15 protein-coding genes are annotated in these 16,300 nt (G+C 32.1%); 1 reads left to right on the top strand and 14 read right to left on the bottom strand.

Annotated elements, in window-relative coordinates:
- Positions 1 to 22: 22 nt before the first annotated feature.
- From U5A88_RS14280 to U5A88_RS14265, 4 genes are read right to left on the bottom strand one after another with little or no spacing between them, the layout of a single operon-like run.
- Positions 23 to 796, bottom strand: coding sequence for a DUF4292 domain-containing protein (locus U5A88_RS14280; RefSeq protein ID WP_354207540.1), 774 nt, complete (start codon positions 794 to 796; stop codon positions 23 to 25).
- A 1-nt stretch (position 797) separates the two neighbouring features.
- Positions 798 to 1,757, bottom strand: a complete 960-nt coding sequence (locus U5A88_RS14275) for a tetratricopeptide repeat protein (protein WP_354207538.1) — start codon at positions 1,755 to 1,757, stop codon at positions 798 to 800.
- A gap of 44 nt (positions 1,758 to 1,801) precedes the next feature.
- Entirely contained in the window at positions 1,802 to 2,809 is a 1,008-nt protein-coding gene (locus U5A88_RS14270; protein WP_354207537.1) for a sugar phosphate nucleotidyltransferase, read from the bottom strand.
- 46 nt (positions 2,810 to 2,855) lie between these two features.
- Positions 2,856 to 4,883 carry a ComEC/Rec2 family competence protein gene (locus U5A88_RS14265; RefSeq protein ID WP_354207535.1) on the bottom strand — a complete coding sequence of 676 codons (2,028 nt, stop codon included), beginning with the start codon at positions 4,881 to 4,883 and terminating at the stop codon, positions 2,856 to 2,858.
- A 366-nt stretch (positions 4,884 to 5,249) separates the two neighbouring features.
- On the opposite strand from U5A88_RS14265, the gene U5A88_RS14260 reads away from it, so the two are divergent.
- Complete coding sequence (locus U5A88_RS14260) at positions 5,250 to 6,587, top strand: MATE family efflux transporter (protein WP_354207533.1); 1,338 nt, start codon at positions 5,250 to 5,252, stop codon at positions 6,585 to 6,587.
- Here U5A88_RS14260 and lpxB read toward each other — a convergent pair.
- The 10 genes from lpxB to U5A88_RS14210 all read right to left on the bottom strand — a co-directional run bounded on the left by lpxB (position 6,577) and on the right by U5A88_RS14210 (position 16,289).
- Entirely contained in the window at positions 6,577 to 7,686 is a 1,110-nt protein-coding gene (gene lpxB, locus U5A88_RS14255; protein WP_354207532.1) for a lipid-A-disaccharide synthase, read from the bottom strand. The genes U5A88_RS14260 and lpxB overlap by 11 nt on opposite strands.
- A 65-nt stretch (positions 7,687 to 7,751) precedes the next feature.
- A complete protein-coding gene (locus U5A88_RS14250; protein WP_354207530.1) occupies positions 7,752 to 8,642 on the bottom strand; it encodes a pseudouridine synthase in 891 nt (296 codons plus the stop codon).
- A 72-nt stretch (positions 8,643 to 8,714) separates the two neighbouring features.
- Entirely contained in the window at positions 8,715 to 9,668 is a 954-nt protein-coding gene (locus U5A88_RS14245; protein WP_354207528.1) for a carbon-nitrogen hydrolase family protein, read from the bottom strand.
- Positions 9,665 to 10,603 (bottom strand): geranylgeranylglycerol-phosphate geranylgeranyltransferase, encoded by a 939-nt coding sequence (locus U5A88_RS14240; protein ID WP_354207526.1) that lies wholly within the window; start codon positions 10,601 to 10,603, stop codon positions 9,665 to 9,667. The genes U5A88_RS14245 and U5A88_RS14240 overlap by 4 nt, the downstream gene beginning before the upstream one ends.
- A gap of 9 nt (positions 10,604 to 10,612) precedes the next feature.
- Positions 10,613 to 11,539 carry a mevalonate kinase family protein gene (locus tag U5A88_RS14235; protein ID WP_354207524.1) on the bottom strand — a complete coding sequence of 309 codons (927 nt, stop codon included), beginning with the start codon at positions 11,537 to 11,539 and terminating at the stop codon, positions 10,613 to 10,615.
- A 103-nt stretch (positions 11,540 to 11,642) separates the two neighbouring features.
- Entirely contained in the window at positions 11,643 to 12,215 is a 573-nt protein-coding gene (locus U5A88_RS14230) for a toxin-antitoxin system YwqK family antitoxin (RefSeq protein WP_354207522.1), read from the bottom strand.
- Between the two features lie 154 nt (positions 12,216 to 12,369).
- Positions 12,370 to 13,533 carry a diphosphomevalonate/mevalonate 3,5-bisphosphate decarboxylase family protein gene (locus U5A88_RS14225; protein WP_354207521.1) on the bottom strand — a complete coding sequence of 388 codons (1,164 nt, stop codon included), beginning with the start codon at positions 13,531 to 13,533 and terminating at the stop codon, positions 12,370 to 12,372.
- 11 nt (positions 13,534 to 13,544) lie between these two features.
- On the bottom strand, positions 13,545 to 14,462 hold the full coding sequence (locus U5A88_RS14220) for a DMT family transporter (protein ID WP_354207519.1): 918 nt from the start codon (positions 14,460 to 14,462) through the stop codon (positions 13,545 to 13,547).
- Between the two features lie 70 nt (positions 14,463 to 14,532).
- A complete protein-coding gene (locus U5A88_RS14215) occupies positions 14,533 to 15,237 on the bottom strand; it encodes a LytR/AlgR family response regulator transcription factor (protein ID WP_354207517.1) in 705 nt (234 codons plus the stop codon).
- Positions 15,234 to 16,289, bottom strand: a complete 1,056-nt coding sequence (locus U5A88_RS14210; protein ID WP_354207515.1) for a sensor histidine kinase — start codon at positions 16,287 to 16,289, stop codon at positions 15,234 to 15,236. Before U5A88_RS14210 ends, U5A88_RS14215 begins: the two co-directional genes overlap by 4 nt.
- Between the last annotated feature and the right edge of the window lie 11 nt (positions 16,290 to 16,300).

Raw genomic sequence — 16,300 nt, 5'->3', positions numbered from 1 at the left:
TATTTCAACAAAGTTATTCTGATTATTTTAATTCTATTTTTTCGTAATTTTTTGGAATTTTAAAGGGAAAACTAACTGTTTTATTAAATTCAACAGATTTGTAATCAACATCTATAGTTGAGGTATTTTTTTCATCTGAGGCTATGATAAGGATCTCTCTCGGAAAAAACTCATCTTCAATAGTTTCATAATTATCATAATTGATAACTAAGGTATTATTTTCGTCTTTTTGATTTAACTGTTGACTGTTGATCTTAAAATTAATAGGATTTATCAAAAATAAAATGTCAAATAAGGGATTACCAACTTTTGGTTTTAGCAGGTAATTTTTTTCTTGAACAGATAATTCAAAAGATTCTTTTTTTAAATCTAATAAACTCTGACCAAGTAGTAAATCTTGTACTTTTTGAAAGTTTAACTCTGTCCCTAAGAAATTACTTAATAAGGCAAAATCTCCATCAAAATAGGTTCTATTTATTTTTTCGTAAAAACTAACTTTATTCGGGGTGATTAATACTTTACCTATCGGAAAACCTAGTTTGGTTAAGCTAATCCAAATCGTTTCATCTTTTTGAAGCCTTAATGAGCCAGTAACACTAGGTAAACTACTTTTTCCTTTGTATTTGATTTTTAACTTGGCGTTAATTGTTTTTTTATCAAAAGAATTAGTGTAATGATTCTTTATTACTTTTTTAGATGACAAACCCATATTTTCGGATGTACTTGTAACTTTAGTTGTTTTGCAAGCCAAAACAGAAAACATAATCACCACTATAAAAAAAGTTTTTTTAAACATATTATGATTTTTTTTGTCTTAAGGCCGTGGCTTTGTTGTAATTTTTGGAAGCTTCAACATTGTTTTTTAACCCTTTGTAGCTTAGTCCTATTTGGTCATAAAAATCAGCCTCAAGATTGGCGTCGTCAACTATAAAATCTAAACCAATTTGTAACTTTAGTAGAGCCTGATCATATTTTTTTGTATTATTTAAAGCGGTAGCACTCATTAAATAAACGAAGGGTTGAGCAGGGAAAAGTTCTAATCCATCTCCACTTTCTTTTTCCAGTTCTAAGTATTTCTTTTTATTATTTAGCTTAATTAACAGCTGTTTTAAAACACGGAACGATTTTTCTGATTTATAAGTTATCTTTAACTCATCTATAGATTGCTTTTCAATAGATTTATCTGTAGACGCTTTGTTAGGTGTTGAAATACTACCACTTAGAATAGATTCTTTAAAAGGAAGTAAATTTTCATCTAAAGTTCCTTTTTTTTCCAAAGCTATCAACATTTTTTTGGCCTCTTCAATTTGATTGTTTTTAATATAAAGAATAACCAAATCTAACTCAGAATTGTCATGCTTTTCTGCAATTTTCTTTTGAATTTCTAAAGCGGCTTTATAATTATTTTGCCTGTTGTAAATGTCTCTCAGTAATAGTTGTATAAATAAATTATTGGCATCTTTTTTTAAAGCTTTTATCGTAAACGCTTCAGCTTCAGTATATTTTTCAAGTTCAAAATAATTTTTACCAAACTCAAAATTTAGGGCTTTATCATCTTTTTTAATATCTTGACATTTTTCTAATGCCATAATAGCTTTATCAAAATTACCGATAGCTTTTTGTTGTAAGGCTTCAAAAAAGTGTTTTTCAAAATCAAGATTATTTTGTTCTTTTTTAAGTTCTTCTACATTTTTTTTGGCTAAAAAAACTTGAGCCAATGAATCAGTCTGAGCAAACCCAATAAAAGAAAAACTCATCACTAGTAAAATTATAATATGTTTGATCCACTTACTCATTAAACTTAAACCAAATTAGAATAATCTCCTATGCTAATTGAGGTAAAATTACCATTATATTCAACGTTATTGCCTATCATGGCATTTTCTAGCGTTGCATTTTTAATTGAGGTATTGGTCTGGATTAAAGAATTACTAATTGTCGAGTTTTCTACAACACTACTTGTGCCAAGAGATACATTTGGCCCTATTTTAGCATTAATTAACTTGACATTATCGCCAATATAACATGGTTGAATGATTTCTGAGTTTTCCAACACAACAGATTCTGACACCAAATTTTGCCCATCTTGTTGTGCAAATTTTAGTACTCTACCATTGGTTTCTACGGTAATTTCTTTATTACCACAATCCATCCACTCATCTACTTGACCAGGAACAAATTTCATACCTTTTTGCTTCATGTTTTCTAGAGCATTGGTCAATTGATATTCTCCATGTTCTTTAATGTTATTATCTAATAAATACTGAATTTCGTCACGTAATATTTCTCCTTTCTTAAAGTAATAAATTCCGATAATTGCCAAATCAGATACATAGGTCTCAGGCTTTTCAACAAAATCGGTAATAATTCCATCTTGTATTTTTATAACCCCATATGCACTCGGGTTTTCAACCTTTTTGACCCAAATTGCACCATCGGCATCGGCATTCAACGTAAAATCAGCTTTAAAAAGTGTATCTGCAAAAGCGACCACGCAAGGCCCTTCTAAAGATTCTTTTGCACATTGTATGGCATGAGCCGTACCCAGAGCGGTTTCTTGAACTGTAACCACGCCTTTTGCACCTAAATCTTTGGCAATGGCTAATAGTTTATTTTCGGTATCACCAGGAAAAGTGGAACCAATAATAAAAGCGATTTCTTCGACATCTTGTTTTAAAACTGTAGCAATATCTTCTACTAGTCTCTGCACGATGGGTTTTCCTGCTATTAATGTTAATGGTTTGGGAATAGTTAACGTATGAGGTCTCAAACGAGAACCTATACCTGCCATGGGGACTATAATCTTCATAAGAATCTTTATTTTAAAGTTGCAAATATAACTAATTATATAGAGCCTATAATTCTTCTATAAATGCACCATCTTTAACGGTGTAATGGAAGCTAATATTGTTGTTTTTACTAGTTTTTTGCCAATGTGTTATATGGCTTTTGTAATTGGATGCGTCGGCAACAATTTTTTTAGGTTTGATTTGGTCAATTAACCGTTGTAAATTAATTTTTGGAGAGTTTCTTAACCAAATAATCTCAGGTTTAAAATCAAGTCCTTCGTAAATACCTAAACTATCTATAACTAATAACTTTTGCGAATTGATTTGATGTACATTTCCTATTGTGTTTTTTATTGAGTTAATGTTGGAATTTGTACCTATAAAATAATCTTTTATTGCATTATTAGTTGAAATGCTGTCCAAATTATGATTGATGGTAATGTTATCGCCTATCCTTTTTGCGAGTACAGAATGTCTCGGTTTATTAAAAACGATAAATTCAGAAGAGGTTTTGGTTTTGTATTTTTCTAAAATTAAATTTGATTGAAACAGAATAACAGCTATCAATACATATTTTAATAGTGGTTGTTTTTTAGTTTCAAACCATTTAAAAAAGATAATAATTACAAAATAGCTCAATACAGCTGAGATAATTGTAAAAGAAATATCTTTAAAAAGAAAAGATTCTTGTTTGCCAATCCAACCTACAGTAGTGTTTAATAGGTTAATAATATATTCATAAATAGAGGCTAAAAAACTTGGTAATATATCAAAAAGAGAAAGTATAATTACCAATATGCCCAATCCTAAAATGAGCCCCAAAAATGGAATAATCAAAAGGTTAGCCACAAAGAACAATCCTGGAAATTGATGAAAATAATACAAACTCAAAGGTAAAACACCCAATTGAGCGGCCACGGAAACCGTAAATAATTGCCACGGATAATCAACAACCTTATATTTTGGTTGCCAAAGATTATACAATTGCGGTTGTATCCAAACAATAAAAAATACGGCCAAGTAACTCAGTTGGAATCCGACCTCAAAAAGATAATAAGGATTAAACAACAATAAGAAAAAGATTGAAATCAACAATGTTTTGTAAGTGCTGACTTCTTTTTTTGTTGCCATGGCTATTGCCACAGCGGTAAACATAGTTACTGCCCTAATTACTGATGCTGATAAACCAGCAATAAAAGCAAATGCCCATAGAAATAATACTATTAGAATCAGTTTAATAACTTTTCCATTTTTGAACTGTTCTATTGGTTTAAACAAAAAGTTGAGTAGTAATAAAATAATACCAACATGTAAACCAGAAACTGCCAGAATATGTATGGCACCTGCATTTTGATAGTTTTCTATGATTTCTTTTGAAATTTCTTGACGTTGCCCTAACAATAATGCATTGATGATTGCTAGTTCATCACCTTTGAATCCATTTTTTATAAGTGCTGTATTTATCTTTTGCCTAAAAGTATGTGCTAATCCCTTTAATGATGTCCTATTCTTGTTTAAATATATGAATGAGTTATCATAAATAGTCATTTGATGGTAAACCTGTTGTCTTGCTAAATAGTTTTTATAATTAAACTGGTAAGGATTTTTGGGTTTATCTATTTCCTTAAAATTTTCAAAAACAAGGATTTTGTCATCAACTGCGAATTGATTGCCTGTGGAATCTTTTGCAAAATTTAGCTTTATTTTACCTTGTGATTTGTTATTGTTAACGGCTACAACTTTTGCTATAAAATTGTCATAATAAGAATTAGATTTTAGAATTTGATCAATAACTAAAACCGTTTCGTTAATATTTTTGGACACATATTTACTATAGTTTTTTTCCTTAAGCCGAGGATTCTTAAATGTAATTGAAGCTATACCAATCAATATAAAAACAGCATAAGTACTAAATGTAAAATAATAATGAGCCCCCTTTTTTCTTGAGACAAAATATGATGTTGCTAATGACAGTAACGCAATTATCAGAAGAGTATTTATTGGCTGAAGGCCGAGTTTTAAATAATACCCCAAAATGATTCCAATGACCAGAAAAAAGACAAGTTGTGCGGGTATGTATTTTAGTATTTTCAAATTTTTACAATCTTAAATAAATTTCAATTTACCATTTGTTGTTAAATCTATACCATTTGTTAAGAAAAATAACACTTACGTTTAATTTACTTTAAATGAACACTTTTCTATACTATATTTGAGGTAAGTAAATACCCAATATAAAAAATTGCTAATAGTCAAAATTACTATTAAAAGAAATTAAATTTAGAGTTATTTAATTAAAAGCCTCATTTGCATCTCATGTCACTTGGGGCTTTTCCCATTTAAAAAACTACCTTTTATTTACATTTTTCTATTCCTCATTTTGATAATTATTTTCCGAACTTTGCATTTTTTAAAATAACCTCTCCCAAGGAGAGGTAAATTGGAATAAATTATATTATAGTGCAATCCAAACCTAAAATAACTTTTAAATATATTAATAAATTGGCTTTACCAGCATTGATAGCTGGCATTGCAGAGCCGTTACTTTCTATAACAGATACAGCGATAGTAGGCAACATTGATGTTAATGCTACTGAAGCCTTAGCAGCTGTTGGTATAGCAGGTTCATTTTTGTCAGCTTTAATTTGGATTTTAGCTCAAACACGTTCGGCAATTTCCGCAATTATTGCCCAATATTTTGGGGCAAACCGACTAGATGAAATACAATCTTTACCCACCCAAATTATTGCAATTAATTTAGGGTTAAGTGCTTTATTATATATTATATCAATAGCTTTTGTCGAGTTTATCTTTAAATTATATAATGCAGAAGGTTTGATTTTAAATTATACCGTTTCTTATTATAAAATAAGAGCTATTGGGCTACCATTAACACTCTTTGTTTTTTCTATTTTTGGCGTTTTTAGGGGCTTGCAAAACACATTCTGGCCAATGATAATTAGTATTACAGGGATGTTATTGAATATTGGTTTAGATTTTATTTTAGTGTTTGGTATTGAAGGTTTTATACCTGCCATGCATATCGAGGGAGCGGCTTATGCAAGTGTAATTGCTCAAGTGGTTATGGCGATAATGGCCTTAGTGCTATTCCTTAAAAAAACACCGTTTCGTTTTAAATTTCAATGGCCATTTAATAAAGAAATAAAACGATTATTATTGTTGAGTGTGAATTTATTTGTCAGAGCATTGTCCTTAAATATTGCTATTTATTTTGCCAATTCTTATGCAACTGCTTATGGTAATAATTATATAGCGGCACAAACCATTGCTTTTCAAATATGGCTGTTTTTTGCTTTTTTTATTGATGGTTATTCTAGTGTGGCCAATATTGTCTCTGGAAGGCTTTTGGGCGAAAAGGATTATAAAAGTTTATGGAATTTAAGTATAGACCTTAGTAAATATGCCATTATCATTGCTTTTATATTAGCTATAATTTGTTTTGTGTTTTATATCCCTATTGGAAATGCTTTTTCTAATGAAAGTCAGGTTTTAGATACTTTTTATGCTGTTTTTTGGATTGTGTTGTTAATGCAACCCTTAAATGCAATTGCTTTTGTTTTTGACGGTTTGTTTAAAGGTTTGGCAGAAGCTGTAACCTTACGGAATACGCTATTAATCGCCACTTTTTTAGGATTTATCCCCGTGTTATTAATAGGTGATTATTTTGGATTAAAACTTTACGCTATATGGATAGCCTTTACCGTTTGGATGTTTTTACGGATGATAATTCTAGTAGTAGTTTTTAGGAGGAAGTATTTAGTAAATACTAAGATTTAGAGTTATAAATCAACTCTGCAGCTTTTTCACTCGCCCCTTTACCACCCAGTTTTTTCTCCAATTCAAAATAGTCTAAAAAGAGTTGTTCGCGGTATTTGGTGTCTAGAATTTTAGTCAGTTCTTTTTCTAGGTTTTTAGTGTTAAAATCGTACTGGATAAGTTCTGTAACCACTTCGCAATCCATAATTAAATTCACAAGCGAAATAAATTTTAACGTAATAATTCGCTTTGCAATTTGATAGGAGATATTACTAGCTTTATAGCACACTACCTGCGGTACTTTAAACAGGGCGGCTTCCAACGTTGCGGTACCAGAAGTTACCAATGCGGCATACGAAAGTGAAAGTAAATCATAAGTTTTATTGGGTATAAATTGCACATTGGAATCTTTGATAAACGACTTATAGAACTCATAATCCTGACTTGGTGCACCCGCAATAACAAATTGATAATCTTTGAACCTATCCACCATACTCAACATTACCGATAACATTTTTGTAATTTCTTGTTTCCGACTTCCAGGCAACAGGGCTATAATTGGTTTCTCACCTATATTATGTGCTTTTCTAAATTCCTTTTCGCGAACTTGAGTTCTGTCCGCAATGGCATCAATAAGTGGATGGCCTATAAAATGTACTTTATAATTGTATGTTTTGTAAAAAGTTTCTTCAAAAGGTAAAATAACGTACATGGCATCAATATCACGTTTTATCGCTTCAACACGACTTGCTCGTGATGCCCAAACTTGTGGTGAGATATAATAGTTAGTTCTAAAACCTTCTTTTTTTGCCCATTTAGCAATACGTAGGTTAAATCCGGAATTGTCCACAAAAATAATATGGTCAGGTTGGTATTCCGCAATATCTTTTTTACAGAAAGAAATCAGCCCTAAAATTTTACGAAGATTCATCAGTACTTCCGCAAAACCCATAAAAGCCCTTTCTTTGTAATGCTTTACCAATGTCCCGCCAACGGATTCCATCAAGTCGCCACCCCAAAACCTAAATTCTGCATTGGCATCTTTTTTTTGCAATGCTTTCATTAGGTTTGAAGCGTGTAGATCGCCAGAGGCTTCGCCGACAAGGATATAATATTTCACTTAGTGATTTTTAATAAATTCCCATCCTTAACCCTTCCCTTTGTGAAGGGAATAGTTTCTGCTAATTATATTATCTTTAAATTATTTACTTCTTGTTGTGTTAAGTGTCTCCAATGTCCTCTAGGTAGATTTTTCTTGGTCATTCCTGCAAAAATAACACGGTCTAATTTGATTACTTTATAATCAAAATGTTCAAATATTTTTCTCACAATTCGGTTTCTACCTGAGTGGATTTCTATACCAACTTCCGTTTTGGGCTGATTATCTATATACGAAATAGCATCCACAAAAACCATTTTACCTTCTAGTACAAAATTTTCAGATATTTTTTGTAAATCGCTCAATGCTAATTTTTTATCTAAAGAAGCATGGTATAATTTTTTTACATTGTGCTTGGGGTGTGTTAGTTTTTTTGCCATTTCGCCATCATTGGTAAACAGCAATAAACCAGTAGTGTTTCTATCTAGCCTACCTACGGGATAGATACGTTCTTTCGTTGCTCTGCCTACCAATTCCATAACCGTTTTCCTGCCACGTTCATCATCCATTGTGGTAATATAATTCTTAGGTTTATTCAGTAAAACATAGCGTTTTGCTTCAGGGTTTATAAGTGCACCGTCAAAACGAACATCGTCAGTTGGTTTTACTTTGTAGCCCATTTCGGTAATTACTTTTCCGTTAACGGTTGCACTACCCGCTTTAATAAATACATCAGCCTCTCTACGCGAGCAGATTCCAGAGTTGGAAATGTATTTGTTTAATCTGATTTCAGTAGGCTCTTCCAAACGTTGTTTAGGAGTATCTTTTCGGATATCCTTTCTATAAGGGTTTGGTTTACTTTTACCTCCAAATTTTTTGCTTTTGTCAAATGATTTTTTGACTGTTGTAGATTTCTTTTTTGAATCTGAAGAAGACGCTTTGGCGTGTCGTCCTCTCGACGAGTTTTGTTTTGCCATTTTTTATGAATTTAAAACCCCTATTATATGAAGAGTTTATGTGGCAAAATTAATGCTTTTAATGAAGTTAAACTAATCTTTAATATCAATTATTTGCTGCCGTTCTCTGTTTACAATAAGCTTGGTAACATCGGGTCTAGAATAATGCCCTACGGGATCAAAATTTTGACGTTCTTCCAGTACACGGTTAAAATCTAACGTTTCAACTAATAACCCCTCTTTATGCAGTACAGGTTCTAATAACCATTCCCCGTCCGGTCCAGCAATACACGAACCTCCATTGGCCAATGTTTCAGGTGCTTTTTTTAATATTTTATCTAAATGCGGTGTGTTTTTAGGGAAGTTGTTTTTTGTCATTAAACTTGATACCGAAATAACATAAGAGCGTGACTCCCTTGCTATAAACCGAGTAATGTCTTTGGTGTTATGATCGCTTCCGGGCCAAACCGCAATATGTAAGTCTTCTCCCATTCCGTACAATGCCGTTCTGGGTAAAGGCATCCAATTTTCCCAACAATTTAACCCGCCAACGGTAAATTTTTTAAGCGGATGCACTTGCAATCCATTACCATCGCCAGGAGCCCATGTTAAACGCTCGTCGTAAGTAGGCTGTAACTTTCTATGTACCGATTGTATTTTTCCTTGTTGATTGATATATACTAGAGAACAATATAAGCTGTGCCCACCCCTATTTTTTGCCCGTTCAATGATACCTAAATAGATTGCTATCTTATTTACTTTAGCCAATTGGCAAATGTTATCGAGTTCACCAGCTTCTATTTGAATTGCATTGTTTGCGTAGTGAGCATGAAGCTCTTTGTTTATTTTTGTATTCCACTCTGCACCACCAGTCAATGCCAACCAAAAGGGATAGCCAGGTAATAAAGCTTCTCCAAAAACAACCAATTCACTTTTCTCTTTGGCTGCATCTTTTACGGTAGCAACTATTTTTTCAATAGTTTTTTCTTTATCTAACCATAAAGGTGCAATTTGTGCCAAACCGACTTTTAATAAATGCGAACTCATAATAATTTTTTTAATATCACAGAAGTATCTATAAATGCCAAACTGAACACACCGGCAATAATCAATAATTTAAGTATTGTGTGCAGCAACATATAGTTTTTTTTACTGTTTGATTGCCAAAGCAAAATAAGAAAAATAAGCAATACTAATCCTGAAAAATAGAAATAGTATCGCATCAACCCAATTTCAGGATATCGTAACAAAAAATAAATAGGCGGTATTGTTAAAAATACAATTAATGTAATTAACATTTTGGTAAATCGTTCGCCATATTTAATAGGTAAAGTAAGGTAATTTGAAACAATATCTCCTTGTAAAGATTCTAAATCTTTAATCAGTTCTCTAATCAATAAAATAAAAAACAAAAAACAAGCATGAGTAAAAATTACAGTTGAGAAGTTTCTGTAATAGACAAAAATTACAAAAAATGGCAACAAAGCTAAAGTAGCTGCGGAAAATAATTTCACTAATGGATAATGCCTTAATTTGTGCGAATACAGCCAGATTAAGAAAATATAAACAGCAAAAAACAGGGCGGCTTTCCACGATACAAAAAATGCAAAAACAAAACCTAAAAAATTTAGTGTAAAATAAATATAAAGCTTAGTTTGTTGTGTTACGATGCTGTCCAGTTTTGTCTTTTGAGGCTTGTTTATTTTGTCTTTATCTACATCGTAAAAATTATTGATAATGTACCCAGAGGCAATTACACATATTGTGGCTAAAACAATTAAATACAAATCAAGATCGAGTAAAACACCACGCAATGATTTTTCAGGGGCAAAAATAAATATAGAAGCCAAATATTGTGCTATTACAATAATTACAATATTATAACCCCTAACTACGGAAAGTAGGCTGAAAAATTTATAGTAAAAAGGATATTTTTTTGGTTTCTTTGGAGTGTTTTCTTCTGCGGCTTTAAGTAAGTCCATAAGCCATAATTAAAATCTGTAAACCAATTCTAATTTATAATTTTTTAATATTTCTTGAGCTTTAGCGTAGTCTTTGGTAAAACCTAAGATATAACCACCCCCACCGGATCCGCATAATTTCAGGTAGTAAGCATTGGTATCTATGCCTTGCTGCCAAAGGTTGTGAAAAGCCTTGGGAATCATTGGTTTAAAATTTGCCAATACAACCTTAGAAAGTTGCTTAACATTACCAAAAAGAGATTTTGCATTACCGCGTAAAAAATCATCAATACAGGCATCAGTATATTTGGCAAAATCTTCATTAATCATTCTTCTAAAACCTTCATTTTTCATCTTGTTCATAAAAAGGCTAACCATTGGTTCGGTTTCACCCATTTGTTCAGAATCTAATAAAAACACCGCTCCTTTACCTTCTTTTTGTGATGGAATGCCAGTGGGCTCTAAATTGTCTTTGGAATTTATAAGAATTGGCAAACTCAAATAACTATTCAAAGGATCTAAACCTGAACTTTTACCATGAAAGAAAGATTCCATCAATGAAAATATACCTTTCAATTTTAATAACTTGTCTCTGGTTAAATTTTCTAGTACAGTAATTTTATCATCGGCGTACTTATCGTAAATAGCTGCTACCAATGCACCAGAACTTCCTACACCGTATCCTTGCGGAATACTAGAATCGAAATACATACCGTTTTCGATATCGCGTTTAAGCTCATCTAATCTAAAATGTACAATACTCTTGTCAATATTAGTTAAGTATTGATAGAATTTGAATAAATTTTCATTAGAATTTTTCGCAGTATCCGTTAATTCATTTGATGATTTTAAAGCTCCTTGAAACGAATTATAAGGTATAGCTAAGCCTTTTGAATCTTTTATAATTCCATACTCACCAAAGAGCAAAATCTTAGCATAAAACAGAGGTCCTTTCATTAATTTTGGTTTATTAACGTAGCAGTTTAATGCAAATATACTATAATCTTATCAAATTATGTATGTGTATTAGGCTAAAACGCTGCTATTAACGGTTTATTATTTAGTTTTCTTCCATTCCATCATAATAATAAACTTGCCAAGTTCCTGTTTTTTTTCCATTGTTATATTTGCCTTCGGCTTTTAGCTTACCATTCTTATGATATTCTTTCCACGCACCAATTCTGTCGCCATTTTTGTAAATACCTTCTTCTGATTTTTGAGCATTTTCGTGATACGCTACATAATCACCATCGACTTTACCATCAGTATAAGAATATTGGCTTTTTAGAGGGCCGCTGAGGTAATAATTTTTACGTAATCCGTGTGGAACATTATTTTTATAATGCACAGTCTGCATCACTTTACCGTTGGGGTGAAACCATGTTACTTTTCCATCAAAAATTTCTTCGTTTTCTTTTAGAGATAAAGCTTCCATCTGTTTGGTACCATCAATATAATAATCTTCCCACCAATATCCGTTATCTTTTTTTTCAGGTGCAGGTCTATAATATGAAGCGTGAGCACGTTCCGTTTCTCCCCAATTGGCATCGTACCATAACGTATCTTTTTGGGCAAATAATGAGCTGGAAATGAGTATTGCAACGAGGCAACTAAGTGTAGTTAAGTTTTTCATGACTAGAGATTTTAATTAATAATAAGACCACAAAATTCCATACTCGGTTTTTTGACCGATAGTATGTATGGTTCTGTTTCTCTAGTCTTGGTTTATTATGTCTTACATTATCTTTATAATCATTTTATCAATGGAGCGGACATAAAGGGTTGAATTATTTGGCGTCAATCTGCGTTGCTCCAAGACCGACGCTGTCGCTAATATAGTGATTATTTTGACAAAATGGAAGTAATTCGCTCACAATAAATTTGTTAGCTGTTTCTTTTTCCTTTTCAGGAAATAATACGTGAACATTAGCACCAGCATCTAGTGTGAAACAAATGTTTGAGTTTGTTCTTTTTCTATAAGCCCATATTTTATTGATGATTTGCAGTGTATTAGGTTTCATTAAGATAAAATAAGGATGGCTAGTCATCATCATAGAATGAAGTGTAAGAGCTTCACTTTCAACAATACTAATAAAGGATTTTAAATCACCAGATGTAAGAGCTTCCGAAATTTTAATCATATTTTCATTGGCTTGAACAAAACGTTGCTGGGCAAAAGGATGACCGTTCATTAAATTGTGCCCAACAGTACTGGAGACTTGTTTTTCGCCTTTGTCCACCAATAAAATGGTGTCTTGGTAGTTTTTGAAATTTTGGTGGATAGGCTCAGAAAATTTTACACCAAAGAAATCTGAACTGTCATTGATTTTGTCATGTGCTCCCCAGACCACAAGTGGGCCTTCTATGCTTCTGGCCGCACTTCCAGAGCCTAAACGGGCCAAAAAAGAGGCTTTTTTGCAAAACAATTCATCCGATAAATCGGGATTTAACGCCTTTTCCATGCTCATAATACACAAAGCCAACGCCGACATGCCACTTGCAGAAGAAGCTATACCGCTACTGTGAGGAAAAGAGTTGTGGGTTTTGATTATTAAATCGTAATCAGAAATAAAAGAAATAAGATTAATCGTTCTTTTTAGAAAAATTTGAATTTTCTCTTTAAATTCTGGTTTTTTTTCGCCGTCCAAAAACACCTCAACTTTAAAAGTTTTACTTCTAACTCTAGAAGAAAGTTCATCATCTTCATTTGGTTCTAAAACTTCCTCAACACTCTCACTTTTTCTAAACTCCAACGTAGTTTCCGTAAAGCAATTCGATAACGTAAAACTAATAGAAGGATTTTCGGGAATTTGATCTTTACGTTTTCCCCAATATTTTACCAAAGCAATATTACTGGGTGCTTTCCAAGTGAAAGAGCCATCTTCTAAAATTTTTGAATTCGTTGGCTCGTAAATAAGGTCGTTAAGTTCCAAAATTTTGAGATTTTGCACAAAGATAAAAGTTAAGCGTTTACTTTCGCTCTTTTTTTAGATTTATTCAAGGTAACAAGGGTAATACCGATAATGACAATAACCGCACCCAATAATTGTATGAGTGTTAACCTTTCATCAAGAAAAATATATGCCAAAACAATAGTTGAAATTGGCCCAATACTCCCAATAATAGAAAAGTTGGAAGCTCCTATTTTCTTGATAGCTAACGACACCAAAAATGAAGGAATTAATGTAGAAAGAACCGCCATTAGAAACCCGAGAAGATACACTTGATAGGCATAACCAAAAATACTGGTTCGATCAACAATCAAATAATGGATTATCACACAAATTGAGGAGACAATCATAGCGTAAGAGGTAAACCGTAGCACCCCAAATTTAGGAATCAGCCATCCACTACCCACAAGGTAGCTCGCATACGTCAACGCACTTAAAAAGATAAGGAAGCCGCCGAGCAAAACGTGGTCACCGTTGTATTGCAGTTCGCCACTGAAGGTTACGATTACGCCAAAATAAGTTATCAAAATGGCAATAATCTGTTTTGTGGAAATTTTCTCTTTTAGGAAAATCCTACCGATAATTAATACCAAAGTGGGATACACAAAAAGAATGATGCGTTCCAAACCCGCTTTGATGTATTGCAAGCCTAAAAAGTCGAAATAACTTGCCAAATAATAGCCTAAAAAACCAAAAAGTATCAGCCAAATGTAATCTTGTTTTTTAACATTATATGATGCCGAAGGTTTTATAAAATACAAAATCAGCACATAAAAAGGCAAAGAAAACAACATACGGAACAATAATAAATGTAACGAGCTCACATTGTATCGATACGCCAATTTAACCATTATGGCCTTGGCGGAAAACAGCACAATACCCAGCACCGCAATAAATACCGCCGAGTTTTTTAGTTTTGAAAAAAGCATTTGTAAATGTATTGGAATGCGATTTTCTAAGTGAAAGGAATACTTTTAAATTACAATGTTCAATGTAAACTTAAAGATTTTCCAATTGTTTTAAAACATCATTTTTATAAGTTCTACTAATTGGGATAGCTTTATTATTTATTTCTACAAACTCATTGGTAAACAATTCTATTTTAGCAATGGAAACTATAAATGAGCGGTGAACCCTTAAAAACTGTTGTTGCGGTAGTTTTGCCTCAATGTTGCTAATGGTTTCTCGGGTTGTAACGGTTTTATCCTTAAAGTGGATTTGGATATAATCACTTAAACTTTCAATATATAGTATTTCAGAAAAATTAATTTTTACCATTTTTCTGTCTGCACGGACAAAGATAAAATCACTCTTTTCAGGAATTTCGGTTATAGGTTCCGATGCTATTTGAACGTTTTCATTTGTAAATTTATTAACCGCTTGTAGTAAGCGTTCAAAGGAAATAGGTTTAAGTAAATAGTCAACAGCTTGCAAGTCGAATCCGTCAATGGCATATTCACGGTAAGCTGTGGTAAAAATTACTTTGATATTTTTATTGATTGATTTTGCAAATGCCAAACCTGAAATTTCGGGCATATTAATGTCCAAAAAAACCAAGTCTATTTTTTCTGAACTTATAACATTAAAGGCTTCAGCTGCATTTTTGCACAAACCGGAAACAGTAATGAAGTCTATTTTTTGCAAATGCGTCTCTAAAATTTCGCGGGCTATATGTTCATCATCGACAATAATGCAGTTTATCATTTTAGATCTAAAATTTTAAGCGTTACATTGTATCTATTTTTTTTCTCAAAAATGGATAAACTATGATTTTCGGGATACAAAATAGTCAATCTTTTCTTGATGTTTTTCAGTCCGATACCCTTGTTTTTTTGAATCGTTCCACCCTGTAAGGCCGTATTATTGATGCTAAAAATCAGCGTATTATTGGAAAATTCAATCACAATCTCGATTCTTAAAAATCCGTCGATAATACTTCCATGCTTAAACGCATTTTCCACAAATGGAATTAAAACCATTGGTGCAATCTGAACAGTTTCGGGTATTTCATCAGATGTAAATTCCACTTTTAAAGAATCTTGAAACCTGATTTTTTCCAATTCGATATATTCTTTAATATGGTAAACCTCTTTTTTTAAGCTAACCTTCGGTTTGCCCACTTGGTATAGTATATAGTCCAGTAAATTGGACAATTTTAAAATAATTTCGGGTGTATCTTTAGACTGTTTTAGGGCAAAACCATAAATAGTATTTAATGTATTGAACAAAAAATGTGGGTGTATCTGTTTTTTTAGGTATTGCAATTCTTGACTTTTGATTTGCAATTGGGCATCCAAAATTTTGTTCTCTAACGCTTTATTTTTAGAAATGGTTTTAAAATTATGATTTAGCAAACTTATAAAACTAAAAATAGCAACTATTAAATACACTAGAATTAGAATAAATACAAAATTCCGACTCATTGGTGGCATTTTTTTTATTTCCATATTCGACAGGAAAATAAAACTTCCAAAAATAGCGAGGACAATCAAATAAGTAGAAAAAACAGCAGTATATAAACCATAAAGAACAAAGAGAAAATACTTTTTGACTAATAAGTAGTTGGGGATTAAATAATACACCATAAAGTAGGTAGTAGCCATGGTTATGGGTAAGAGAAGACTTGAAAACCAAGTTACATATTTTGTGTTGTTAGAGTTATAACTAAAAAAATAAACAAAGAAAAACCATACACCTACCCATAGTATAAAATGCACGGGTATAAATTTACTTTTATGAAGTAGGTTTATATTCATTATTACTATTT

This window comes from Aureibaculum sp. 2308TA14-22, assembly GCF_040538665.1.
Taxonomy (GTDB): Bacteria; Bacteroidota; Bacteroidia; order Flavobacteriales; family Flavobacteriaceae; genus Aureibaculum.
This window is presented reverse-complemented; position numbering and strand designations above follow the sequence as displayed.